General features: G+C 72.1%; 28 protein-coding genes. 15 read left to right on the top strand and 13 right to left on the bottom strand.

What is annotated here, in order from left to right; all coding sequences use genetic code 11:
* Positions 1-126: 126 nt before the first annotated feature.
* The 3 genes from ACH414_RS08555 to ACH414_RS08545 are packed head-to-tail and all read left to right on the top strand — an operon-like array spanning position 127 to position 2833.
* The gene (locus ACH414_RS08555; protein WP_382537597.1) at positions 127-1101 is read left to right on the top strand and encodes an ABC transporter substrate-binding protein; all 975 of its coding nucleotides are present in this window, start codon (positions 127-129) and stop codon (positions 1099-1101) included.
* A 32-nt stretch (positions 1102-1133) separates the two neighbouring features.
* Positions 1134-2075, top strand: coding sequence for an amino acid ABC transporter permease (locus ACH414_RS08550; protein ID WP_382537594.1), 942 nt, complete (start codon positions 1134-1136; stop codon positions 2073-2075).
* Positions 2072-2833, top strand: coding sequence for an amino acid ABC transporter ATP-binding protein (locus ACH414_RS08545; RefSeq protein ID WP_382537591.1), 762 nt, complete (start codon positions 2072-2074; stop codon positions 2831-2833). Before ACH414_RS08550 ends, ACH414_RS08545 begins: the two co-directional genes overlap by 4 nt.
* Positions 2834-2908: 75 nt before the next feature.
* On the opposite strand, the gene ACH414_RS08540 is transcribed toward ACH414_RS08545, so the two are convergent.
* Positions 2909-3673 carry a class I SAM-dependent methyltransferase gene (locus tag ACH414_RS08540; RefSeq protein WP_386565894.1) on the bottom strand — a complete coding sequence of 255 codons (765 nt, stop codon included), beginning with the start codon at positions 3671-3673 and terminating at the stop codon, positions 2909-2911.
* A gap of 94 nt (positions 3674-3767) precedes the next feature.
* Here ACH414_RS08540 and ACH414_RS08535 point away from each other — a divergent pair, with 94 nt between their 5' ends.
* Entirely contained in the window at positions 3768-4397 is a 630-nt protein-coding gene (locus ACH414_RS08535) for a CGNR zinc finger domain-containing protein (protein ID WP_382537586.1), read from the top strand.
* Here ACH414_RS08535 and sodX read toward each other — a convergent pair.
* The gene (sodX, locus tag ACH414_RS08530; RefSeq protein ID WP_382537583.1) at positions 4301-4723 is read right to left on the bottom strand and encodes a nickel-type superoxide dismutase maturation protease; all 423 of its coding nucleotides are present in this window, start codon (positions 4721-4723) and stop codon (positions 4301-4303) included. The two genes, ACH414_RS08535 and sodX, sit on opposite strands and share 97 nt — an antisense overlap.
* A gap of 142 nt (positions 4724-4865) precedes the next feature.
* On the opposite strand from sodX, the gene sodN reads away from it, so the two are divergent.
* Positions 4866-5261: a superoxide dismutase, Ni gene (sodN, locus tag ACH414_RS08525; protein ID WP_046907284.1), complete on the top strand. Its 396-nt coding sequence runs from the start codon at positions 4866-4868 to the stop codon at positions 5259-5261.
* Between the two features lie 142 nt (positions 5262-5403).
* Complete coding sequence (locus ACH414_RS08520; protein WP_382537578.1) at positions 5404-5619, top strand: DUF6243 family protein; 216 nt, start codon at positions 5404-5406, stop codon at positions 5617-5619.
* A gap of 77 nt (positions 5620-5696) precedes the next feature.
* On the opposite strand, the gene ACH414_RS08515 is transcribed toward ACH414_RS08520, so the two are convergent.
* Both ACH414_RS08515 and ACH414_RS08510 read right to left on the bottom strand, forming a co-directional pair.
* Positions 5697-6167 carry a GNAT family N-acetyltransferase gene (locus ACH414_RS08515; protein ID WP_382537575.1) on the bottom strand — a complete coding sequence of 157 codons (471 nt, stop codon included), beginning with the start codon at positions 6165-6167 and terminating at the stop codon, positions 5697-5699.
* Positions 6164-7117 (bottom strand): LysR family transcriptional regulator, encoded by a 954-nt coding sequence (locus ACH414_RS08510; RefSeq protein ID WP_382537571.1) that lies wholly within the window; start codon positions 7115-7117, stop codon positions 6164-6166. Before ACH414_RS08510 ends, ACH414_RS08515 begins: the two co-directional genes overlap by 4 nt.
* 177 nt (positions 7118-7294) lie before the next feature.
* On the opposite strand from ACH414_RS08510, the gene snpA reads away from it, so the two are divergent.
* Positions 7295-7933, top strand: coding sequence for a snapalysin (gene snpA, locus ACH414_RS08505; RefSeq protein ID WP_386565900.1), 639 nt, complete (start codon positions 7295-7297; stop codon positions 7931-7933).
* Between the two features lie 78 nt (positions 7934-8011).
* On the opposite strand, the gene ACH414_RS08500 is transcribed toward snpA, so the two are convergent.
* From ACH414_RS08500 to ACH414_RS08480, 5 genes are all read right to left on the bottom strand, one after another.
* Positions 8012-8431 carry a DUF6304 family protein gene (locus tag ACH414_RS08500; protein WP_391769499.1) on the bottom strand — a complete coding sequence of 140 codons (420 nt, stop codon included), beginning with the start codon at positions 8429-8431 and terminating at the stop codon, positions 8012-8014.
* 42 nt (positions 8432-8473) lie between these two features.
* A complete protein-coding gene (locus ACH414_RS08495) occupies positions 8474-8767 on the bottom strand; it encodes a hypothetical protein (RefSeq protein WP_398941253.1) in 294 nt (97 codons plus the stop codon).
* Positions 8768-8793: 26 nt separating this feature from the next.
* The gene (locus tag ACH414_RS08490) at positions 8794-9378 is read right to left on the bottom strand and encodes a dihydrofolate reductase family protein (protein ID WP_382537559.1); all 585 of its coding nucleotides are present in this window, start codon (positions 9376-9378) and stop codon (positions 8794-8796) included.
* 129 nt (positions 9379-9507) lie between these two features.
* Positions 9508-10554, bottom strand: coding sequence for a family 2 encapsulin nanocompartment cargo protein polyprenyl transferase (locus ACH414_RS08485; protein ID WP_398941252.1), 1047 nt, complete (start codon positions 10552-10554; stop codon positions 9508-9510).
* Positions 10545-11969 (bottom strand): family 2B encapsulin nanocompartment shell protein, encoded by a 1425-nt coding sequence (locus tag ACH414_RS08480; RefSeq protein ID WP_382537553.1) that lies wholly within the window; start codon positions 11967-11969, stop codon positions 10545-10547. The genes ACH414_RS08485 and ACH414_RS08480 overlap by 10 nt, the downstream gene beginning before the upstream one ends.
* Before the next feature lie 262 nt (positions 11970-12231).
* Between ACH414_RS08480 and ACH414_RS08475 the strand changes: the two genes are divergently transcribed.
* Both ACH414_RS08475 and ACH414_RS08470 read left to right on the top strand, forming a co-directional pair.
* Positions 12232-12822 carry an N-acetylmuramoyl-L-alanine amidase gene (locus ACH414_RS08475; RefSeq protein WP_382537550.1) on the top strand — a complete coding sequence of 197 codons (591 nt, stop codon included), beginning with the start codon at positions 12232-12234 and terminating at the stop codon, positions 12820-12822.
* Positions 12823-13085: 263 nt separating this feature from the next.
* On the top strand, positions 13086-14000 hold the full coding sequence (locus tag ACH414_RS08470; RefSeq protein ID WP_398941250.1) for a 1-aminocyclopropane-1-carboxylate deaminase/D-cysteine desulfhydrase: 915 nt from the start codon (positions 13086-13088) through the stop codon (positions 13998-14000).
* Here ACH414_RS08470 and ACH414_RS08465 read toward each other — a convergent pair.
* Positions 13979-15574, bottom strand: a complete 1596-nt coding sequence (locus tag ACH414_RS08465) for a Na+/H+ antiporter (RefSeq protein WP_382537545.1) — start codon at positions 15572-15574, stop codon at positions 13979-13981. The genes ACH414_RS08470 and ACH414_RS08465 overlap by 22 nt on opposite strands.
* A 69-nt stretch (positions 15575-15643) precedes the next feature.
* Here ACH414_RS08465 and ACH414_RS08460 point away from each other — a divergent pair, with 69 nt between their 5' ends.
* From ACH414_RS08460 to ACH414_RS08450, 3 genes are all read left to right on the top strand, one after another.
* Entirely contained in the window at positions 15644-15904 is a 261-nt protein-coding gene (locus ACH414_RS08460; RefSeq protein ID WP_382537542.1) for a UBP-type zinc finger domain-containing protein, read from the top strand.
* Between the two features lie 190 nt (positions 15905-16094).
* The gene (locus ACH414_RS08455) at positions 16095-16508 is read left to right on the top strand and encodes an anti-sigma regulatory factor (RefSeq protein ID WP_019889334.1); all 414 of its coding nucleotides are present in this window, start codon (positions 16095-16097) and stop codon (positions 16506-16508) included.
* Positions 16505-17509: a SigB/SigF/SigG family RNA polymerase sigma factor gene (locus tag ACH414_RS08450; RefSeq protein ID WP_386565907.1), complete on the top strand. Its 1005-nt coding sequence runs from the start codon at positions 16505-16507 to the stop codon at positions 17507-17509. The genes ACH414_RS08455 and ACH414_RS08450 overlap by 4 nt, the downstream gene beginning before the upstream one ends.
* A 3-nt stretch (positions 17510-17512) precedes the next feature.
* Here ACH414_RS08450 and ACH414_RS08445 read toward each other — a convergent pair whose 3' ends face one another.
* The gene (locus tag ACH414_RS08445; RefSeq protein WP_386565909.1) at positions 17513-17929 is read right to left on the bottom strand and encodes a hypothetical protein; all 417 of its coding nucleotides are present in this window, start codon (positions 17927-17929) and stop codon (positions 17513-17515) included.
* A gap of 120 nt (positions 17930-18049) precedes the next feature.
* Here ACH414_RS08445 and ACH414_RS08440 point away from each other — a divergent pair, with 120 nt between their 5' ends.
* Both ACH414_RS08440 and ACH414_RS08435 read left to right on the top strand, forming a co-directional pair.
* Positions 18050-19018 carry a diacylglycerol/lipid kinase family protein gene (locus ACH414_RS08440; protein ID WP_382537534.1) on the top strand — a complete coding sequence of 323 codons (969 nt, stop codon included), beginning with the start codon at positions 18050-18052 and terminating at the stop codon, positions 19016-19018.
* 318 nt (positions 19019-19336) lie between these two features.
* Positions 19337-19594, top strand: coding sequence for a WhiB family transcriptional regulator (locus ACH414_RS08435; RefSeq protein ID WP_003953983.1), 258 nt, complete (start codon positions 19337-19339; stop codon positions 19592-19594).
* A gap of 182 nt (positions 19595-19776) precedes the next feature.
* Here ACH414_RS08435 and ACH414_RS08430 read toward each other — a convergent pair whose 3' ends face one another.
* Entirely contained in the window at positions 19777-21243 is a 1467-nt protein-coding gene (locus ACH414_RS08430) for a sensor histidine kinase (protein WP_382538436.1), read from the bottom strand.
* A gap of 293 nt (positions 21244-21536) precedes the next feature.
* The gene (locus ACH414_RS08425; RefSeq protein ID WP_398941247.1) at positions 21537-22199 is read right to left on the bottom strand and encodes a TetR/AcrR family transcriptional regulator; all 663 of its coding nucleotides are present in this window, start codon (positions 22197-22199) and stop codon (positions 21537-21539) included.
* A gap of 83 nt (positions 22200-22282) precedes the next feature.
* Here ACH414_RS08425 and ACH414_RS08420 point away from each other — a divergent pair, with 83 nt between their 5' ends.
* Positions 22283-23044, top strand: coding sequence for an SDR family oxidoreductase (locus ACH414_RS08420; protein WP_382537528.1), 762 nt, complete (start codon positions 22283-22285; stop codon positions 23042-23044).
* The last annotated feature ends 180 nt before the right edge of the window (positions 23045-23224 follow it).

Genomic DNA, 23224 nt, shown 5'->3' with positions numbered 1-23224 from the left:
GACATCCATGGCCGTCGGAATGAGGCGGTCCGAATGGCAAGATGCGCGTAATCACACGAGGTCGCGGCACTCGAAGGTGCGTGCGCGGCCTATAGGCAACTCCCGACACGCCGGAGGAACCCGACCATGACCGCACGCTCCACGCGCTGTACGACCGCCAAGACCCGCACCTCCCGTCTTGCCGCGGTCGCCGCCATCGCGGTCGCCGGCTCGATGCTGCTGACCGCCTGTGGCGACCAGACCAACGGCGGCTCGACGAAGGAGGGCGGCTCCTCCTCCGCCGGCTCCAGCAAGGCCCCGCTCTTCTCGAAGCTCCCGGCGGACATCCAGAAGTCCGGCGTCATCAAGGTCGGCACGGACGCCACGTACGCCCCGATGGAGTTCAAGAAGGGCGAGCAGGTCGTCGGCGTCGACCCCGACATCGCCGCCGCCCTCTCCAAGCAGCTCGGTGTGACCTTCCAGTTCGAGAGCGGCACGTTCGACACCCTCCTCACCGCGCTGCCGACCGGGCGCACGAACATCGTCATGTCCTCGATGACCGACACCAAGGCCCGCCAGGAGGGTCTGGACGACAAGGGCAAGAAGACCGGCACCGGCGTCGACTTCGTCGACTACTTCACCGCCTCCACCGGCATCCTGGTGAAGAAGGGCAACCCGGAGAACATCAAGTCCCTCGACGACCTGTGCGGCAAGAAGCTGGCGGTCCAGCGCGGCACCACGTACGAGCAGGCCGCCAAGGACCAGGCCGAGAAGTGCAAGAAGGACGGCAAGCCGGCCCTCACCTTCGAGTCCTTCCCGACCGACGCCGAGGCCCAGACCCGCGTGAAGGCGGGCGGCGCCGTCGCGGACCTCAACGACTCGCCGGTCGCGGCCTACATCGCCCAGACGGCCGGTGGCGGCAACGACTTCGAGGCCATCGCCAACAAGACCGACGCGGGCTTCTTCGGCATCGCCGTCGACAAGAAGAACACGCAGCTGCGGGACGCCCTCGCCGCTGCCCTGGACGCGGCCATCAAGGACGGCAGCTACAAGGCCGCCCTCGACAAGTGGAACGCCGGCGACGGCGCCATCCCCGCGGCCAAGATCAACGGCGGCTCCTGACCCTCGTCCCGCAACACCGAAGGGCAGTCGCTGTGACTGACAAGATCGACAAGGTTCCGGCCGGGGCGTCCCCCGCCCCGGCGGGGACCCCGCCGGAGGCGATCAAGGCCATTCCGGTGCGCCACTACGGCCGCTGGATCGCCGGCGTCCTGGTCGTCGCCCTCCTGGCCCTGCTCGTCTTCGCCTTCTCGCAGGGCAACGTGCGCTGGGCCACCGTGCCGGAGAAGCTCTTCGACCCGAGCATCCTCTCGGGCCTGTGGCACACCATCCTGATCAGCGTGGCCTCGATGGCGCTGGGCCTGGTGCTCGGCATCGTCTTCGCGATCATGCGCCTCTCCAAGAACCCGGTGACCAACGGCGTCGCCTGGCTCTACATCTGGATCTTCCGGGGCACCCCGGTCTACGTCCAGCTGCTCATCTGGTTCAACCTCGCCCTGATCTTCCCGATCTTCAACATCGGGTTCTACAAGGACGAGATGACGGACGTCATGACCCCGTTCCTGGCCGCCCTCCTGGGCCTCGGCCTCAACGAGGGCGCCTACATGGCGGAGATCGTCCGCGCGGGCATCCAGTCCGTCGACGAGGGGCAGACCGAGGCCGCGCACGCGCTCGGCATGTCGCAGGGCAAGACCATGCGCCGGGTGATCCTGCCGCAGTCGATGCGGGTGATCATCCCGCCGACCGGCAACGAGTTCATCAACATGCTGAAGACCTCGTCGCTGGTGGTCGCGGTCCAGTACCCGGACCTGCTGCGGGCCGCCCAGGACATCGCCTCCACCTCGTTCGCGGTGATGGAGATGTTCTTCGTCGCCTCGATCTGGTACCTCGTCCTGACGACGGTGTTCAGCATCGGCCAGTTCTACCTGGAGCGGCACTACGCGAAGGGTTCGCTGCGCTCGCTGCCGCCGACGCCGTGGCAGAAGGTCAAGGCGAACCTCTCCCGATTCTCCAACCGTGAGGCGGTGGCCAAGTGACTGCCATGGTGAAGGCCGAGGGCGTCCACAAGTCCTACGGCGCCGCGCACATCCTCAAGGGCATCGACCTCGAGGTGCAGAACGGCGAGGTGTTCTGCCTGGTCGGCCCGTCCGGCTCCGGCAAGTCCACCTTCCTGCGCTGCATCAACCACCTGGAGAAGATCAACGCCGGCCGGCTCTCGGTCGACGGCGAGCTGGTCGGTTACCGCCAGAAGGGCGACAAGCTCTACGAGCTGAAGGACAGCGAGGTCGCGGCCCAGCGCCGGGACATCGGCATGGTCTTCCAGCGCTTCAACCTGTTCCCCCACATGACGGCCCTGGCCAACGTGATGGAGGCGCCCATGCAGGTGAAGGGCGAGTCGAAGGCGGTGGCGCGCGAGCGCGCCGAGCGCCTGCTGGACCGGGTCGGCCTCGCCGACAAGGCCGGCAACTACCCCTCGCAGCTCTCCGGCGGCCAGCAGCAGCGCGTGGCGATCGCCCGTGCGCTGGCGATGGAGCCGAAGCTGATGCTCTTCGACGAGCCGACCTCGGCGCTCGACCCGGAGCTCGTGGGTGACGTCCTGGACGTCATGCGCGACCTGGCGGAGTCGGGCATGACGATGGTCGTCGTCACGCACGAGATGGGCTTCGCCCGTGAGGTCGGCGACTCGCTGGTCTTCATGGACGGCGGCGTCGTCGTCGAGTCGGGCCACCCGCGGGACGTCCTGGGCAACCCGCAGCACGACCGGACGAAGGCGTTCCTGTCGAAGGTGCTGTAGGCGCAGCCGACGAGGAAGGGGCGGTACGGGCTTCGCGGCCCGTACCGCCCCTTCCTGGTGCCGCGCACCCGCTCGTCAGCGCACCGCGAGGACCATCGTGTCGGAGGGCGACGCCCAGACCGGGCGGGCCTCGGCGAAGCCGGCGGCGCGGAGGGTCTCGGCGTGCCAGCGGGGGGAGGGCATGTCGCCGTCGGCGTGCTCGCCGTAGATCTCGAAGCGGCGGGCGGTGGGCTCGGCGAGCACCGGGTCGGCGGCGGCGAGCGCCCACCAGTCGGCCCAGTCGAGCGCTCCGGCGGCCTTCGCCGCGTCCATGCGGGCGTGCCGCCGGGCGCGCTCGGCGGCGTTGATGAGGGGGGTGTCCTGGTCGATCATGTGGTCGGCGTTCATGAAGACCCCGCCCTCGCGCACCAGCCCGGCCAGCTGCCCGTACAGGGCGGCCAGGGGCTCGCTGTGCAGCCAGTGGAGGGCCGTGGCGGTGAGGACGGCGTCGTACGAGTCGTACGGAAGCGCGGCGGCCCACTGCGGGTCCTTGAGGTCCGCGGTCACGAAGCTGACGCGGTCGTCGCCGGCGAAGTAGCCCTCGGCGATGGCGAGGAGGGCGGGGTCGAGGTCGACGCCGGTGCTGGTGGCCTTCGGGAACCGGCGGAGCAGCCGGTCCGTAATACTTCCCGTACCGCAGGCGAGGTCGAGCACGCGGGGTTCCGGTCCCACGACCGCCTCGACCATGTCGAGCATCACGCGGAACCGCTCCTCGCGGTCCGGCATGTACCACTCCTGCTGACGGTCCCAGCTCTGCTGCCAGCCCGCCCAGTCGGTTCCGGTCACCGCCGCGTCCGCCATGCCCTGCCCTCACCCTCTTCGTAATACCCTCGATGGTGAAGCGTCGCTTACGCTCCTCCGTCCCGACCCTAGCCCGCCAGAGTAAGGACTACAAGTGGAACTGGCCTATTACTCGGATTACGCCGTGCGCCTGGTCAACACCGAGGAGCCGGCCCGCTCCAAGGACTCCCTGACCTCGGTCGAGGCGGTCCGCGAGCTGTTCGGCGAGGCCTCCCAGATGGCCCGGCGGGTGACGGACTCCGACGTGACCCGCTTCCGCGCGGTGCGCGCCCGGCTGCGGGCGGTCTTCGCGGCGGCCGACGGCGGCGACCACACCCAGGCGGTCGACCTGCTGAACTCGCTGCTCCTGGAGTTCCCGGTGAGCCCGCAGATCTCCGGCCATGACTACCTGGACGAGGAGGGCCGGCCGCGCTGGCACATGCACCTCGCCGACCACCCCTCGAACGCGACCGCGGGCTACGCCGCCATCGCCGCGATGGGCCTCGCCTTCCACCTGACGGAGTTCGGGGCGGACCGCCTCGGCCTGTGCCAGGCGGCGCCCTGCCGGAACGCCTACCTCGACACCTCCACCAACCGCTCCCGGCGCTACTGCTCCGACCGCTGCGCCACCCGGGCCAACGTGGCCGCCTACCGGGCCCGCAAGCGCCTGGAGGCCGAGCGCACCGACCTGACGGGCCTCACGGCGGAGACCAGCCAGGCGAGCAGCACCCCGATCGACCGCTGACGCCCGGGAGTGACGGGCCGGTACCGCGCCCGCACCCGACCCAGCACCAGCTGCGCCGGTACGACGCCGAAGACCCGGCTGTCGCCCTCGGCATCCGGGTTGTCCCCCAGCACCCACCAGCCGCCGTCGCGCCGCTCGATCAGCCGCTTCACGATGAGCAGGTCCTGCTGCAGCGGATGCCGCAGCACGGCCACGTTCCCGGGCCGCAACCGCGCCCCGTACTGCACGAACAGCTGATCCCCGTGGAGCAGGGTGGGCACCATCGACACCCCCGTCACCTCGGCGATCCCGAACGGGGCCCCGGGCTCCCGCCCCGATTCCACCATCGACTACCTCCCGGTCCGATCGTCCACGAGTCCCGGACCACCCCTGGACTTTTGTCCTAAGCCCTAGGGGGCGCTCGCGAAATCGCGCTTCTCACCGAGTAATGTCCCACCTGAGAAGACGATCACGAGGAAGGACAGCAGCATGCTCTCCCGCCTGTTTGCCCCCAAGGTGAAGGTCAGCGCCCACTGCGACCTCCCCTGCGGCGTGTACGACCCGGCCCAGGCCCGCATCGAGGCCGAGTCGGTCAAGGCCGTCCAGGAGAAGTACCAGGCCAACGAGGACCCGCACTTCCGGGCCCGCGCCACGGTCATCAAGGAGCAGCGCGCGGAGCTCGCCAAGCACCACGTCTCGGTGCTGTGGAGCGACTACTTCAAGCCCCCGCACTTCGAGAAGTACCCCGAGCTGCACACGCTCATCAACGACACCCTGAAGGCCCTGTCGGCGGCCAAGGCCTCGACGGACCCGAAGACGGGAGAGAAGGCGCTGGAGCTCATCGCCGAGATCGACCGCATCTTCTGGGAGACGAAGAAGGCCTGACCTTCCTCGTTCCCCGACCGCACCCGGGTCCGCAGGCCGCCGAGCACGGCGTCCTGGCGACCCGGGTGCGGTCTTCTTTCCCCGGGCCGCGGGTGCGCTCGTTCTCGGGCACCTCAATCGCCTACCACGACCGGGAGAACCCGTGACCGACAGCAAGAACATCAACAATCCCGTGGGCCAGGGCGGCGGTCAGCGCAAGCGGCTGTCGCGTGCCGAGCGGCAGGACAACGGTCCGCACCGCAACCTCGACCGCCGCAACGCGGCGGACAAGAAGGCCGAGCTGGTGCGCAAGATGCGCGAGAAGACGGGCAAGGCCAAGGGCGCCGGGCAGGCGGGTGGGGAAGCCGAGCAGGGCTGACGCATCCGGCGCCGGGGGCCGGCACCGTACGGCCGGGGGCCCGGAGCGCGACACGCGGTCCGGGCCCCCGCCGCGTGTCAGGCGACCGGCAGGGAGTAGCGCCGCTTCTCCTTCGACGTCGCGCCCAGGCGGTCGTAGAAGCGGATGGCGCCCTCGTTCCACGGCGGGGTCTGCCACTGGACCTCGGTGAGGCCCAGGGCCGTCGCCTCCGCCTGGACGGCCGCCACCAGGAGGGCGCCCAGACCGTGGCCGCGGGCCGCCTCGGTGAGATAGAGGCAGTCCATGTGGAGGTACTCGGCGGCGTCCCAGGTGGAGAGTTCGGGGGCGCAGGTCGCGTAGCCGGCGAGGGTGGTGTCGGGGAGCTCGGCGACCAGGCAGCGCAGGCGGGGGGACGGGGTGGCGAACAGCAGCCGGTGGAGGCGGGCGGCCAGGCCGGGGGCGGGCGGGGCGGCCTTCTCGTAGGCGGCGTGTTCGGCGGCCAGTTCGGCGACGCGGTCCAGGTCCTCGGGGCGGGCGTGCCGGACACGGGCCGGGTGCTCGGGATTCATGCCGTCATCATGCACGGTCCCGCCGTCCCGCCCGCACGCAGCCAGCTCCGGTACGGGGCCGCGCTGAGGGCCGCCTCGCGGTAGGCGGCGGCCAGTTCGGCGTACGGACGGTCCAGCGGGACGCCCGGCGCCGCGTACAGCAGGAGGCGGACGGCCAGCGGGTCGCCCCGCAGGGGGCGGACGGCCATGTCCTCGCGCGGGCCCGAGGTGGGCTGGCAGGGGGCGACGGCCTCGCCGAGCGCGATGAGCGAGGCGGCCGTGTGGTAGTCGGCGTGCAGCAGCGGCGGGTCGAGGCCCGCGGCGCGCAGCACCCGGTGCAGGCCGTCCCATTCGCCGTCGACGGCCGGGTCCACGGCCCACCGGTCGTCGGCGAGGTCGGCGAGCTCCACGACCTCCTGGCCGGCCGCCGGGTGGTCGCGGGCCATGGAGATGAACTGGGGCTCCCGTTCGACCAGGACGCGGCCGCGCAGGCCCGGCGGGACGCGCAGCGGGCAGCCCTCGACCTCGTGGACGAAGGCCAGGTCCAGGCGGCCGGCGGCGACCGTGCGCAGCAGGGCGTGGGCCGAGACGTCCACCCGCAGGGCGATGTCGCTGCCCGGCAGGACGTGGCGGAGCCGGCGCAGCCAGCCGGGCAGCGCGCGGCTCGCGGTGGAGCCGACCCGGAGGGCGGGGCCGCCCGCGCGCGCCGCCGCGGCCCGGGTCTCGGTGACCAGCGCGGTCATGCCGTCCACGAGGGGCCGGGCCCGGCCGAGGACGGTGCGGCCCAGCGGGGTGGGGTGGCAGCCGGTGCGGGTGCGGGAGAAGAGCTCCCCGCCCAGGGCGTCCTCGATGCGGCGCAGTTGGGTGGTCAGGGACGGCTGGCTCACACCCAGTCGGCGGGCCGCCTTGTGCAGGCTTCCGGTGTCCGCGATGGCACACAGCGCCCGCAGGTGCCTCACCTCCAGCTCCATGGTGCCGAGGTTAGGGCGGGGGCGCGGGGCGGCACCAGAGGGCCTGCGGGGTGGCAACCGGGGCGGATGCGGCGGGAGTTGGGCGGGGTGATGTCTTCGTGTTATCGGCTGTCGGCATCATTCCCGTGCGTCCCGGCTCCCCCGACACTCTCCTCAACCCCACAGGAGGAGCCCCCCATGCGACACCCGAAGGTCCTCACGTCCCTGCTGACCGCCGCCCTCGGCGCCGGCCTCACCCTGTCCCTCGGCGCAGCGCCCGCCTCGGCGGACGTGTCCCCCGCGCCGTACGCGGGCTATGCCGGTTCGACCGCCGAGGCCAAGGCCAACCAGGCGTTCTTCGACGCCGTCGTGAAGTCCGTGGCGAAGAAGCGGGCCGCCACGCCTGGTGCCACCGCCGTCACCGTCGTCTACAGCACCGCCAACGCACCCAGCTTCCGCACCCAGATATCCCGTTCCGCGCAGATCTGGAACAGCTCCGTGGTCAACGTCCGGCTGGTGGAGGGGTCCAACGCCGACTTCTCCTACTACGAGGGCAATGACTCGCGCGGTTCGTACGCGAGCACCGACGGCCACGGCAACGGCTACATCTTCCTCGACTACCGGCAGAACCAGCAGTACAACTCCACCCGCGTCACCGCCCACGAGACCGGGCACGTGCTCGGTCTGCCCGACCACTACAGCGGCCCGTGCAGCGAGCTGATGTCCGGTGGCGGGCCCGGCACGTCCTGCCAGAACGCGTATCCCAACTCCCAGGAACGCTCCCGTGTCGACCAGCTGTGGCGCTACGGCCTCGCCTCGGCGTTCAAGACCTCCTGAGCCCGGGCACGAGGACGAGGCCGGGCCGGCCCCCACGGGGGTCGGCCCGGCCTCGCCGCCTCGTGTGCGGGCGGGCGGTCAGGCGGCCTGCGGCAGCCGCCGGCCGAACTCGGTGCCGGGCGGCAGCTGGCGCCTGACCCGGGCGAGGGCCTCCTCGAAGTCGCAGCCGGCGATGCCGGATTCGAAGGCCGCGCCGCCGTAGTGCAGCGTGAGGCTGAGGTCGGCCCGCTCGGCGAGCGTCAGCAGGCAGCTCAGGGTGGCCTGTTGGGCGGCTCCGTCCGTGACGACGGGGAGCGGGAGGTCCCACTCCAGTACGCAACCGGTGAGGACCTGCCCGCCCTCGTCCGCGGCGCGCAGCTCGGCGAAGCTCGCGCCCGTGTACTCGATTCCCCTGATCCGGGTGGCCACATGGCCCCCGTCGGCCGCGATGGTGATCGCTTCCGCGCCGAGGCGGTCCCGGTACCAACCGGTCCAGACTTCTGTCGACTCCGATGACATGCGCGGACTGTAGCGGTATGACCGGCTCCGGCGCGCGTCCGGTCACCCCGGGGCCGGACTTCTCCCGGTCTCGCCGCTCTCGCCGTTCTTGCCGGTCAGATGCGGGGTAGCGGCTTCCGTACCCCCGCCCGCAGGGGGCTCGGGGGCGTCCTCGGAGGCGTGCTCCGGCTCGTACAGCTCGCACCGCGGGTTGCGGCACGGCTGCACCTCCCACTCCGGCACCCAGGCCCCGAGGACCTTGTGCCGTTTCGCGAGTACGGCACGGGGCTCCCCGCAGGCCGGGCAGGGGTGCACGGCCCGGGGGTCCCGTGTGGTGTGCGGCGCCACGTCGACCATGGCTCCAGCGTAGGGCGCGAGCCCTGTCAGCGCTTCCTGGTGTACGTCCGCACGACGACCCCGTTGCCGAAGCTCCGGACGTCGTCGAGCGCGAAGTCGCGGATGCCGAAGCCGCCGCCGAACATCGGCGTACCGGAGCCGTAGACCTGCGGGTACGACTTGATGACGAGTTCGTCGATCTCCTCGACGAGCTGTCCGGCGACCTGGCCGCCGCCGCAGAGCCAGATGCCGAGGCCGCCGTCCTCGGCCTTGAGCGCGCGGACCCTGGCGGCGAGGTCGCCGGCGACCAGCTCCACGTTGGGGTCGGGCGACTCGGTGAGCGAGCGGCTCGCGACGAGCTCCCGCAGGTGGGCGTACGGGCTGGTGATGCCGGCGTCCAGGGCCAGGCGGTACGAACCGAGGCCCTGGATCACCGTGTCGAAGCGCTTGTTGGGCACGTCCGCGAGACCGGCGGCCTCGCGGAACGCGGTGGGGACGGTGTCCGGGTATTCGCCGTACATGAAGGCGGCGTACTCCTCGTCCACGAAGCGGAACATGGACGAGGCGTCGCCATGGGGGTCTCCGATGAAGCCGTCGAGGGTGCAGGCGACGTAGTACGTGAGCTTGCGCAAGCCGGAATCTCTTTCCGTAGGGGGCGTGGTCGATCCGCGCTGGTTCCACCACCGCTGACCACTGCACCCATAGTGCTTCACCCGTAGTGGTTTCGCAAGCCCCTTTCTCGGCGGGTTCCGGGGGACCCCTCAGCGCGTGCGCCGCGTCACGAACTCCGCCAGCGCCAGCAGGTCCCCGGCCGCCGCGAGGTCCGGGACCGCCCTGGAGAGCTGCTCCACCGCACGGGCCATGCGCTCGCCCGCCTGGATCTGCGCCCAGTCCCGGGCCCCCGCCCGCTCGACCGCGTCCGCCGCCGCCCGTACCGCCTCGGCGTCGAGGACCGGGCGCGCGTACAGCTCGGCCAGCTCCTCGCCCGCCGGGGTCCCGGAGCCGAGCGCCGCCACGACCGGCAGCGACTTCTTACGGGCGACCAGGTCGGCGCCGGCCGGCTTGCCGGTCCGGCCCGGGTCGCCCCAGATGCCGATCAGGTCGTCGATCAGCTGGAACGCGAGCCCGGCCTCCCGGCCGAACGCGTCCATCGCGGCGACCTCCTCCTCCCCCGCCCCGGCGTACAGCGCGCCCACCGCGCAGGCGCAGCCGAGCAGGGCACCGGTCTTGGCCGCGGCCATCCGCACCACCTCGTCCAGGCCCACCTCGCGCGGCCCGCGCCGCTCGAAGGCGCAGTCGGCCTGCTGCCCGGCGCACAGCTCGATGACGCAGTCGGCCAGCCGGGCCGCTGCGGCGGTCGCGGCCGGGTGGGGGTCCTCGGCGAGCAGCCGCAGCGCGAGAGCGGACATCGCGTCACCCGCCATCAGGGCGTCGGGGACGCCGAACACCGTCCAGGCCGTGGGCCGGTGGCGGCGGGTGGGGTCCTCGTCGACGATGTCGTCGTGGAGCAGGGTGAAGTTGTGGGCCAGCTCCACCGCGGCGGCGGCCTTCACCGCCGGGGCCGGGTCCGCGCCGAAGGCACGGGCGGCCGCGAGCACCAGGGCCGGGCGGATCGCCTTGCCGCCCGCCCCCTCGGCCGGGCTCCCGTCCGCGTGCTCCCAGCCGAAGTGGTACATCGCCACCCGTCGTATCGAGTCGGGCAAGGACTCGACGGCGCGGCGCAGTTCGGGGTCGACGGCGTCCCGGGTGCGGTCGAGGAGCAGCAGGGCGCTCCGGCCCCCGGGCGCGATGTCCACGCTCAGCGCCATCGGCTGACCTCCACGTTCTCCAGGACGCCGAGGGCGTCGGGGACCAGGACGGCCGCCGAGTAGTAGGCGGTGACCAGGTAGGAGACGATCGCCTGCGCGTCGATGCCCATGAAGCGGGCCGAGAGGCCGGGTTCGATCTCGTCCGGGAGGCCGGTCTGGTGCAGTCCGATCACGCCCTGGTCGGACTCGCCCGTACGCATGCAGATGATCGAGCTCGTACCGGCGTCGGTGACCGGGATCTTGTCGCACGGGAAGATCGGGACCCCGCGCCAGGTCTGGATCCGCTCGCCGTCGATCTCGACGGTGTCGGGCACCAGGCCCCGTTTGTTGAGCTCGCGCCCGAAGGCGGCGATGGCGCGGGGGTGGGCGAGGAACAGCCGGGAGCCGCGCCTGCGGGAGAGCAGCTCGTCCAGGTCGTCCGGGCCGGGCACGCCGTCGTGGGGCTGGATCCGCTGCCCGTAGTCGCAGTTGGCGAGGAGACCGAACTCCCGGTGGTTGACCAGCTCGTGCTCCTGGCGCTCGCGCAGCGCCTCGACGGTGAGCCGCAGCTGGTGCTCGGTCTGGTTCATCGGGTGGTTGTAGAGGTCGGCCACGCGGGAGTGGACCTTCAGGACGGTCTGGGCGACGCTCAGCTCGTACTCGCGCGGGGAGGCCTCGTAGTCGACGAAGGCGCCCGGGATGACGGCCTCGCCGACATGGCCGGCGGAGAGGTCGATGGCGGCCTCGCCGTAGCTGTTGGTGCGCTGGCGGGGCAGGGCGGCGACGCCCGCGAGGTGTCCGGCCAGGGAGCCGGCCCGTTCGGCGAGGGCGAGCACGTCGGCGCGGGTGAGTTCGAGGACCGTGCAGGCGGTGGCCGCGCGGGCGGTCCACTCCCAGGTGGCGTCCTCGGCGAGGAGGGCTTCCTCGCCGAGGTAGGCGCCGTCGGCGAGGACGCCGAGGACGGCCTCGTCGCCGTACGGCCCCTCGCCGATCCGCTCGACCCGGCCGTGGGCGAGGAGGACGACGCGGTCGGTGCTGCTCCCGCGGGCGGCGATGACCTCGCCCGCCGCGTACTCCCGCTGGCGGCAGCGGGCCGCGAGCTCGGCGAGGGCGTCCTCGTCCTCGTAGCCGCGCAGGGCGGGCAGCTCCCCGAGCTCGGCGGGGATGACCGCGACCCGCTCGCCGGTCTGCACGAAGGTGACGCGGCCGTCGCCCACGGTGTAGCTGAGCCGCCGGTTCACCCGGTAGGTGCCGCCCTGGACCTGCACCCACGGCAGCGTCCGCAGCAGCCAGCGGGAGGAGATCTCCTGCATCTGCGGGGCCGACTTGGTGGTGGACGCCAGGTTCCGCGCGGCGGCGGTGCCGAGACTCTGCTGCGGCGCCGCCTGATCCGCGCGGCTCTCGCCGTCGACCGAGCCAACCGAACCAACGGACATGGAACTCCCTCTCGTATGACAGATCTGCGAAGGGAAGCCTGTCAGCACGGAGAGTGCCCACGCCATTACACAAAAGAGTGGGTGTTGACGGTGTTCCGCTGGGCATGGCGCACGGTTTTCCACTCGAACAGCGGAGCGCCTCGGGTGTCCGCTGCGAACTCTGTCCTGATCGGCTCGCACGTGGCTCGAACGGATGGCAGCGGAGGGCGCCGCTCCGGTACCTCAGTGGGGCCGGTATCCCCCTGTCTGAAAGGAGCCGGTCATGTCCTCACCCATGTCCGCGAACCGCTTCCTCGACGCGCTGCGCGACGAGGGGCTCGACGTCGTCGAGGTCGGCGGATGGCGCACCCACAACCGCAACCACAAGGGCCCCTGGGGCCCCGTGCACGGCGTGATGATCCACCACACCGTCACCCGGGGCACCAGCAACACCGTCCGCATCTGCCGGGACGGCTACGCCTCCCTGCCCGGGCCGCTGTGCCACGGCGTGATCGCCAAGGACGGCACCGTCCACCTGGTCGGCTACGGCAGGGCCAACCACGCAGGTCTGGGCGACGACGAGGTGCTGCGCGCGGTCATCGCCGAGAAGGGCCTCCCGCCGGACAACGAGGCCACCACCGACGGCAACCGGCACTTCTACGGCTTCGAGTGCGAGAACCTCGGCGACGGCGAGGATCCGTGGCCCAAGGTCCAGCTCGACGCCATCGCCAAGGCCGCGGCGGCCGTCTGCCGGGTGCACGGCTGGACCCAGCGCTCCGTGATCGGGCACCTGGAGTGGCAGCCGGGGAAGGTCGATCCGCGCGGCTTCACGATGGCGTCGATGCGCGAACGCATCGCCGACCGCCTGCGCTGACCCCCGCCCGCCCCCGCCGGCACCGGCCCACGCCCCTGCCGGCACCCGGCCACAGCCCCGCCGGCACCGGCCCACGCCCCCGCCGGCACCGGCCCACAGCCCCGCCGGCACCGGCCCACGCCCCCGCCGGCACCGGCCCACAGCCCCGCCGGCACCCGACCACGACCCTGCCGGCACCGGCCCACGCCCCCCGCCGGCACCCGGCCACGGCGACCCGGCCCCGACCGGGGACGGCCACGCCCACTGTCCGCGAGAATGGGCGGGTGAACGCGCACGACCTCGACCGCCTGCGGCCCCGGCTCCCCTCGCCCCTGGAGGTCGTCGAGGACGAGCGGTTCACCCGGCTCGGCCTCGCGCTGCTGCTCAAGCGGGACGATCTGATCCACCCCGACCTGCCCGGCAACAAGTGGCGCAAGCTCTCCCTCAACCTCCGGGCGGCGGCCGGCCGCCCGGTGCTCAGCTTCGGCGGGGCCTACTCCAACCACCTGCGGGCGACGGCCGCCGCCGGCCGGCTGCTCGGCTTCCGCACGCTCGGCGTGGTGCGCGGCGAGGAGCTGGCCGGGCGCCCGCTGAACCCCTCGCTCGCGCGGTGCGCGGCGGACGGCATGCGCCTGCTGTTCGTGGACCGCGCCACGTACCGGGCCAAGCACGAGCCCGCCGTCCTGGCCGGGCTGCTGCGGCAGGCCGGGGCCCCCGAGGACGTCTACGTGGTCCCCGAGGGCGGCAGCAACGCGCTCGCCGTCGAGGGCTGCACGGAGCTGGGCCGCGAGCTTGCGGGCCAGGCCGACGTGGCCGCGGTCGCCTGCGGGACGGGCGGCACGCTGGCCGGTCTCGCGGCCGGATTCCCCGGCCTCGCCCTGGGCGTCCCGGTCCTCAAGGGCGGCTTCCTGGGCGAGGAGGTGCGGGCGCTCCAGACGGCCGCGTTCGGCGGCCCGCGCGGTGACTGGCGGCTGGACGAGCGCTTCCACTGCGGCGGCTACGCCCGTACGACACCGGCCCTCGACGCCTTCGCCGAGGATTTCGGGGCGCGGCATGAACTCGCCATCGAGCGGTTGTATGTCGCCAAAATGCTGTGGGGTCTCGTGGCGCTCGCCGAGGAGGGCGCCTTCGCCCCCGGCACCCGGATCGCGGCCGTGGTCACCGGCGCGCCGGAGCCTCAGGCGGTCTCCTCCCGGTAGGCCGCCGCCTCCTCCAGGTCGAGCCGGCGCAGCAGGGTGCGCATCATCTCGTCGTCGATCCGGCGCGCGTCGCGCAGCTGTACGAAGACCTCGCGCTCGGCGTCGATCATCTCGCGGGAGAGCCGCCGGTAGGTGTCGTCGGCGGTCTCTCCGGTCAGCTCGTTGACGGCGCCGAGCCGCTCCCACACGGCGTTGCGGCGCCGTTCCAGGACGGTGCGGAGCCGGTCGGCGAGGGGCGGCGGCAGGGCGTTGCGCTCGTCGGCGAGGAGCGCGTCGAGGCGGGCCTCGGCGGCCTGCGAGGCCTCGCTCTGGGCCTGCGCCTCGGCGAGGGTCTCCTGGTATCGGTCGCGTCCGGGCAGCTTCAGGCGGCGGATCAGCGGCGGCAGGGTCAGGCCCTGGACGACCAGGGTGCCGATCACGGTGGTGAAGGTCAGGAAGAGGACCAGGTTGCGGGCCGGGAACTCGACCCCGTCGGTGGCGACGGGGATGGAGAAGGCGATGGCGAGCGAGACGACCCCGCGCATGCCGGCCCAGCCGACGACCAGCGGCGCCCGCCAGTCCACCTCGGGCTCGCGTTCCCGGATGCCCGCGGACATCCAGCGGGGCAGGAAGGTGGCGGGGTAGACCCAGACGAAGCGGACGACGACCACGGCGACGAAGACCCCGACCGCGTACCAGGCCGCCTCCCCCATGCCGTACCGGCCGAGGCCGCGGACGACATAGGGCAGCTGGAGGCCGATCAGCGCGAAGACGGCGGACTCCAGGACGAAGGCGACCATCTTCCAGACCGCCTCCTCCTGGAGCCGGGTGGCGAAGTCGACCTGCCAGTTCTTGTGCCCGAGGAAGAGTCCGACCACGACGACGGCGAGCACGCCGGAGGCGCCGACCTCCTCGGCGGCGGCGTAGGCGACGAACGGGATGAGCAGCGAGAGGGTGTTCTGGAGCAGGGCCTCGGTCAGATGGGTGCGCAGCCAGTGGATGGGCACCATGAGGACCAGGCCGACGCCGATGCCGCCGAGCGCGGCGAGCGCGAACTCGCCGAGGCCGCCGGCCCAGCTGATGCCCTCCCCCACGGCCGCGGCGAGCGCCACCTTGTACGCGGTGATGGCGGTGGCGTCGTTCACCAGCGACTCGCCCTGGAGGATCGTGGTGATCCGGTGGGGCAGCCCGAGCCTGCGGGCGATGGCGGTGGCGGCGACCGCGTCCGGCGGGGCGACGACCGCGCCGAGGACGAGCGCCGCGGTCAGCGGCAGGTCGGGCACGAGGACGTAGGCGAGCCAGCCCACGGCGAACGTCGCGAAGAGCACATAGCCGACGGAGAGCAGCGCCACGGGCCGGATGTTGGCGCGCAGGTCGAGGTAGGAGGACTCGACGGCGGCCGTGTACAGCAGCGGGGGCAGGATCAGCGGCAGCACGATGTGCGGGTCGAGGGTGTAGTCCGGCACGCCGGGCACATAGGCGGCGGCGAGACCGACGGCGACCAGGAGCAGCGGCGCGGGGACCGGGGTGCGGCGGGCGAACCCCGCCACCGCGGCGCTCGCCGCGACCAGTGCCACCAACTGCAGTGCGTCCATGCCCGATCCCGTCTGCGCCTCGCGCCGCTCCCGCTCACGTCACTCCCGCCACAACGTAACCTGGCCATCATGAGCGAGTGCCCGCACCTTGCCGACATGCCGCGCCCCGAACCGGCGCCGCTGAACCCCACCTGCCCGGAGTGCCTGGCCGACGGCACCCACCCCGTCCAGCTGCGGCTCTGCCTCAGCTGCGGGCACGTCGGCTGTTGCGACTCCTCGCTGGGGCGGCACGCGACGGCGCACTTCACCGCGACCGGCCACCCGGTGATGCGGACCTTCGAGCCGAACGAACGCTGGCGCTGGTGCTTCGTGGACGGTTCGATCGTCTGACGGCTGGGTACGTCACCCCTCCGCGGGTCTCCGCGGCCGCCTGGCGGGGGCCGGTCCTCAGGGCCCCCGGCGACACGGCGGGACGGATCGCGATAGCGTCTCGGCGGACTGCGCAACCGACTGCGCACCGCCTGGTCCGGGGGGTTCTTCCCCGGACCCCGAAAGAGCTTGTGCCACCTTGGAGGTGAGGGTGTCCCAGATCGCAGGCGAGCCCGGGACCCAGGACTTCGTGGAAGTCCGGCTGCCCGCTGCGGGTGCCTACCTGTCCGTGCTGCGTACGGCCACGGCCGGTCTCGCGGCGCGCTTGGACTTCACCCTCGACGAGATCGAGGACCTGCGGATCGCCGTCGACGAGGCGTGCGCGATCCTGCTCCAGCAGGCCGTGCCGGGGTCGGTGCTGAGCTGCGTCTTCCGGCTGGTCGACGACTCGCTCGACGTCACGGTCTCGGCTCCGACGACCGACGGCCGGGCCCCCGAGCGGGACACCTTCGCGTGGACGGTGCTCTCGGCGCTGGCCGGCAAGGTGGAGTCGTCGGTGGCGGACGACCGCACGGTCTCCATCAGCCTGTACAAACAGCGCGGCGCGGGGCCAGGCCCGGCGTGAGGCGCGGGGACGCGACGGCCGGCATCCCTGAGCAGCAGGCACGGCCGCATCCGGATGCCGAGGCCGGGTCGGTCTCGGTCGAGACTGGAGTCGAGGTCGCTACGGATCACGCGGAGCAGGCGGACCAGATGAGCGAGCAGGACCAGCAGAACGAGGTTCCGGGGACCCCGGAGGCTCCGGGGTCGCCGGAGGCCGCCGAGCGCCCCGAGCCCCCGGAGCACGCCGAGGCCCCGGAGCACCCCGATCCGCACGACCGCAGCGGGGCGCGGGCGCTCTTCATCGAGCTGCGCGCCCTGCCGGAGGGCTCCGCGGAGAAGGCGGCGCTGCGCGACCGGCTGGTGCGGATGCACCTGCCGCTGGTGGAGCACCTGGCCCGGCGCTTCCGCAACCGCGGCGAGCCGCTGGACGACCTGACGCAGGTGGCGACGATCGGTCTGATCAAGTCGGTGGACCGGTTCGACCCGGACCGGGGCGTGGAGTTCTCCACGTACGCGACCCCGACGGTGGTCGGCGAGATCAAGCGCCACTTCCGTGACAAGGGCTGGGCGGTACGGGTGCCCAGGCGGCTCCAGGAGCTGCGCCTGGCCCTGACCACGGCGACCGCGGAGCTCTCCCAGCAGCACGGGCGCTCTCCCACGGTGCACGAGCTCGCCGAGCGGCTCGGGATCTCGGAGGAGGAGGTCCTGGAGGGCCTGGAGTCGGCGAACGCCTACTCGACGCTCTCCCTGGACGTGCCGGACACGGACGACGAGTCGCCCGCCGTCGCGGACACGCTGGGTGCGGAGGACGAGGCCCTGGAGGGGGTCGAGTACCGGGAGTCGCTCAAGCCGCTCCTGGAGGACCTGCCGCCGCGGGAGAAGCGGATCCTGCTGCTGCGCTTCTTCGGCAACATGACCCAGTCGCAGATCGCGCAGGAGGTCGGCATCTCGCAGATGCACGTGTCCCGGCTGCTGGCCAGGACGCTGGCCTCGCTTCGCGAGAAGCTCCTGGTGGAGGAGTAGGGCTCAAGCTTCCTGGCCGGGGCGCTTGATGCCGAGCGCCTCGGTCGTGGACGGGCTCACCAGCAGGACGAGGCCGGTCACGGCGAGCACCGCGAGGGCGATGCCGGCGGGGATCATGACGCTGTTCGCCTGGAGCAGCTGCCAGGCGACCGGCAGCGCCAGGATCTGGGTGATGACCGCGGGGCCGCGGGCCCAGGAGCGTCGCAGCAGCAGGCCGCGGGCGGCGGCGAGCGGGATGAGGCCGAGGGCGATCAGGGTGGCCCCGCCCATGGCGCCCGAGGTGAGGTCGCCGGAGGCGTCGGTCAGGGTCTTCACCAGCAGGTACAGGCCGCCCGCCACCAGGGCGAGGCCCTCGGCACCGGCCACCGCGGCGGCGGCCGTGAGGCGCCCGGGCCGCGCGGTCCGCTCCGTACTGCTCATCTCTGCACTCTCGGCACTCTCGGCACTGCTCATGCAGGCAGGGTAGCCGGGGCCGCCCGGAGGGCGGGCGGCGCGGGCCTGGGCTGGGCCCGGTACCGCCGGGTAGGTACGCTGGCGACCATGCGCGCGCTTCTCGTGGTCAACCCGGCAGCAACCACCACCAGTGCCCGCACCCGGGACGTGCTGATCCACGCGCTCGCCAGCGAGATGAAGCTGGAGGCCGTCACGACCGAGTACCGCGGTCACGCCCGTGACCTGGGCCGCCGGGCCGCCGACTCGGACGACATCGACCTGGTCGTGGCCCTCGGCGGCGACGGCACGGTCAACGAGGTGGTGAACGGGCTGCTGCACGCGGGGCCCGATCCGGACCGGCTGCCGGGCCTCGCGGTGGTGCCGGGCGGTTCGACCAATGTGTTCGCCCGGGCGCTGGGGCTGCCGAACGACGCGGTGGAGGCGACGGGCGCACTGCTCGACGCGTTGCGTGAGCGGCGGACACGGACGGTGAGCCTCGGGCTGGCGTCCGGTACGCCGGGCACGGAGGACGAGGCGGTGCCGGAACGCTGGTTCACGTTCTGTGCCGGCTTCGGTTTCGACGCGAGCGTGATCGGCCGGGTCGAACAGCAGCGCGAACGCGGCAAGCGTTCGACCCACGCGCTCTATCTGCGTCAGGTGGTGCGCCAGTTCCTGGGCGAGCAGAACCGGCGGCACGGGACGATCACCCTGGAGCGCCCGGGTGAGGATCCTGTGGAGGATCTGGTCCTCTCCATAATCTGCAACACCTCCCCCTGGACCTACCTGGGGAATCGTCCGGTGTACGCGTCCCCGGAGGCGTCCTTCGAGACGGCCCTCGACGTGCTCGGACTGAGCCGGCTCTCGGCCCCTTCGGTGGCCCGGTACGCGACCCAGCTGCTCACCTCGACCCCCGAGCGCGGGCCGCACGGCAAGCATGCGCTGACCCTGCACGATCTGACCGACTTCACCTTGCATTCGAAGGTGCCGCTCCCTCTCCAGATGGACGGAGACCACCTGGGGCTGCGCACGAGCGTGACGTTCACAGGCGTTCGCCGTGCACTGCGTGTGATTGTGTGACCGGAAGGGTCGAAAGTCCTTCCACTCGAACGTTTAGGCTGCCAACCACCCCCTAGAAGTACGGCTGTGACCGAGCCGACACCGAGGAATCAAAAAAAACTTTCCAGAAGGGGTTGTATCCGTTGCTGGGGTTTGGGAGTCTCTTCTTGGCGATCGGGACGGCCCGCAACACCGGCCTCCTCTGAAAGCCAGAACCCCTCCTCAGTAACCAGGACCACACCAGTTCACCTGGCAGTCGGCCCTTCCCTTGCGGGGGGATTCGTGAAAGCGTTCACATTCACAAGCAACTCGCACGTAACACCGAGAGAGGTAGCAGCCATGGACTGGCGTCACAACGCCGTTTGTCGTGAGGAAGACCCCGAGCTGTTCTTCCCCATCGGCAACACCGGTCCTGCGCTGCTGCAGATCGAGGAAGCCAAGGCCGTCTGCCGTCGCTGCCCCGTGATGGAGCAGTGCCTGCAGTGGGCGCTCGAGTCCGGCCAGGACTCCGGCGTCTGGGGTGGCCTCAGCGAGGACGAGCGCCGCGCGATGAAGCGCCGCGCCGCCCGCAACCGGGCGCGCAACGCCAGCGCCTGAGCCACCGTGACAGCCTGAGGCACGCGGCGCGTACACCGTGTACGCAATCACCGCCCTCGAGCCGCAGCACGCAGCAGTAACCCACAGCATTCGAGCCCCGGACCGATTTCCCTCGGTCCGGGGCTCGCTGCTGTGGGTTGCCGCCGTGAACCGCGGAACTCCCCCTCGGGGAAGGGCGGTTCCTACTTCTGCGGCTGCACGGGGATGTCGAGGACCACGCGGGTGCCTCGCTCGGCTCCCGGCTGCATGTCGAAGCTGCCGCCGAGCTCGCCCTCGACCAGGGTCCGCACGATCTGCAGACCGAGGTTGCCGGCCCGCTGCGGGTCGAAGCCCTCGGGCAGACCGCGCCCGTCGTCCTTCACCGTGATCAGCAGCCGGGCGTCGGCCCGGGGCTCGCCGCGCACGGCGGTGACCTCGACGGTGCCCTGCTCCCCCGGCGCGAAGGCGTGCTCCAGGGCGTTCTGCAGGATCTCGGTGAGGACCATGGACAGCGGGGTGGCGACCTCGGCGTCGAGGATGCCGAAGCGGCCGTTGCGCCGGCAGGTCACCTTGCCCGGGGAGATCTCGGCGACCATGGCGATCACCCGGTCCGCGATCTCGTCGAACTCGACCCGCTCGTCCAGGTTCTGGGACAGCGTCTCATGGACGATGGCGATCGAACCGACGCGCCGCACGGCCTCGTTGAGGGCCTCGCGGCCTCCCTCGGAGTCCATCCGGCGGGCCTGGAGGCGCAACAGGGCCGCCACCGTCTGGAGGTTGTTCTTCACCCGGTGGTGGATCTCCCGGATGGTGGCGTCCTTGGTGATCAACTCGCGCTCGCGGCGGCGCAGTTCGGTGACGTCCCGCAGGAGCACCAGGGAACCGATGCGGGTGCCCTTGGGCTTGAGCGGGATGGCGCGCAGCTGGATCACCCCGCCGTTGCCCTCGACCTCGAACTCGCGCGGGGCGTAGCCGGAGGCCATCGTGGCCAGGGCCTCGTCGACCGGGCCGCGGGAGGGGGCGAGCTCGGCGGTGATCTGGCCGAGGTGCTGGCCGGTGAGGTCGGCGGCGAGGCCGAGCCGGTGGTAGGCGGAGAGCGCGTTGGGCGAGGCGTACTGGACGACGCCGTCGGCGTCGAGCCGCATCAGTCCGTCGCCGGCCCGCGGCGAGGAGTCCATGTCGACCTGCTCGCCGGGGAAGGGGAAGGTGCCCGCGGCGATCATCTGGGCCAGGTCGGAGGCGGACTGGAGGTAGGTGAGCTCCAACCGGGACGGGGTCCGGACGGTGAGCAGGTTGGTGTTGCGGGCGATGACGCCGAGGACGCGGCCCTCGCGGCGCACGGGGATGGACTCGACCCGGACCGGGACCTCCTCGCGCCACTCGGGGTCGCCCTCGCGGACGATCCGTCCCTCGTCGAGGGCGGCGTCCAGGAGCGGGCGGCGGCCGCGCGGGACCAGGTGGCCGACCATGTCGTCCTGGTAGGAGGTGGGCCCGGTGTTGGGCCGCATCTGGGCGACGGAGACGTACCGGGTGCCGTCCAGGGTGGGGACCCACAGGACGAGGTCGGCGAAGGAGAGGTCGGAGAGCAGCTGCCACTCCGACACCAGCGTGTGGAGCCAGTCGAGGTCGGACTCGCTCAGAGCGGTGTGCTGGCGGACGAGGTCGTTCATGGAGGGCACGTGTGCGAGCGTACCCGCGGAATTACAGGGCGGTGAACCTGGATCTCCGGCCCTCCGTGTTGGAGGATGGGCCCGGATAGGCCAGACTCCTATGGATGGACAGACGAGAATGGTCTAGTCCACAATGCTGTACAGAAGCCTCCACCCTCCCCGCACAGGAGGGTGGACGAGGTACCCGGCGCTCTCTGCCCTGACTGCGCCGAGACCTCCCATACGGCCGAGGGCACCGCACACCCACGGCCGGGCAACTCCGGGCTGCGGTGCCGGACGGGTTGAGGGTCCCGTCAGGCGCCGCGGCCCGCGGGTGTTTCCGGGGCCTTTTCGACCCCCGCCTCGGCCTTCGCGCCGGCCTTCGTCGGCGGCCAGGCCCGCATGGCCGCCTCCGCCAGCGCCTCCAGCTCCTGCCTGCTCGCGCCGTCGCGGGCCTGCTGCGACATGCCCTGGAGGACGGCGCCGCTGAAGCGGGCGAGGGCCCGGGGGTCGGTCCCCGCGGGGAGTTCGCCGCCCTCCACGTCCCGGCGGATCCGCGCCTCGAAGGTCGCGATGTTGGCCGCGCGCCGCTCCCGCAGGGCCTCCTCGACCTCGGAGGTCGAGCAGTTGGTCGCGGCCGAGATCACCAGGCAGCCCCGCGGATGGGCCGGGTCCGTGTACTCCGCCGCCGCCTCCCTGAGCATCCGGCCGATCGCGTCGCGCGCGGTCGGCTCCTCCGCGAGGGCGCGGCCGCCGAAGGCCCCGTGAGAGCGCGCGTACTCCTCGACGACCTCTTCGAAGAGCGTCTTCTTGTCGCCGAAGGCCGCGTAGAGGCTCGGGGCGCTGATGCCCATCACCCGGGTGAGGTCGGCGACGGAGGTCGTCTCGTACCCGTGCTCCCAGAACGCCATCGTGGCCTGCTCCAGCGCCGTCGGACGGTCGAAGGAACGGGGCCGGCCGCGCTGTTTCGAGGTCATGGCCCCAATTCTATAGCGGTCGCTAAGAAAGATGGTACGGTTCTTTTCGTAACGACCACTACAGAAACGAGGGGGGCGTCGCCATGGGCGTGCTCAAGGGGAAGACGGCACTGGTCACGGGCGGCAGCAGGGGCATCGGCCGGGCCGTCGCCGAGCGCCTGGGGCGGGACGGCGCGCGGGTCGCCGTGCACTACGGGAGCAACGAGGCGGCGGCGAAGGAGACGGTCGAGGCGATCCGCAGCGCGGGCGGCGAGGCCTTCGCCCTCGGGCAGGAGCTCGGGGTCCCGGGCGACGCGGCCGCGCTGTGGGCCGCGTTCGACGCGGCCGTCGGCGAGGACCGCGGTCTGGACATCCTGGTGAACAACGCGGGGATCGGCGCCTCGGCCCCCTTCGCCTCGATCGGCGAGGAGGAGTACGAGCGGATCTTCGCGGTCAACACGAAGGCCCCGTTCTTCCTGGCCCAGCAGGGCGCCGAGCGGCTGCGCGACGGCGGCCGGATCGTGAACGTGTCCACGGGGCTCTCGCACGCGGCCGTGATGCCGGAGCTGATCGCGTACGCGATGTCGAAGAGCGCGCTGGACGCCTTCACCCGCTATCTGTCGAAGGTGCTGGGCCCGCGCGGGATCACGGTGAACGCGGTGGCGCCGGGGATCGTCGACACCGACATCAACGCCGGCTGGCTGCGGGGGAACGCGGAGGCCTGGGCCGGGGCCGCGGCGATGTCGGCCCTCGGGAAGGTCGGCGAGCCGGCGGACATAGCCGATGTGGTGGCCTTCCTGGCCTCCCACGACGGGCGCTGGGTGACGGGGCAGTGGATCGACGCGACGGGAGGCTCCCTGGCCTGACCCGGCCGGGGCCGGCCCCGGGGCGCGAGGGCTCCAAGTGGCTGGCGGGGCGGGTGCGGCCGACGATGGGTGGGGCGGGTCACCGACGGACCCCGGGGGCTCGTCCGCGGGCCGGAACGGCATGCCCCGAGGGCTTCGGCTCTGCTAGATTTGGGCTTAGATTGGTCTATACCACCAGGC

Source organism: Streptomyces sp. NPDC020422 (assembly GCF_044386705.1).
Classification (GTDB): Bacteria; Actinomycetota; Actinomycetes; order Streptomycetales; family Streptomycetaceae; genus Streptomyces.
Note: the sequence above shows the minus strand (reverse complement) of the source record. Positions and strands in the feature narration are given on the sequence as shown.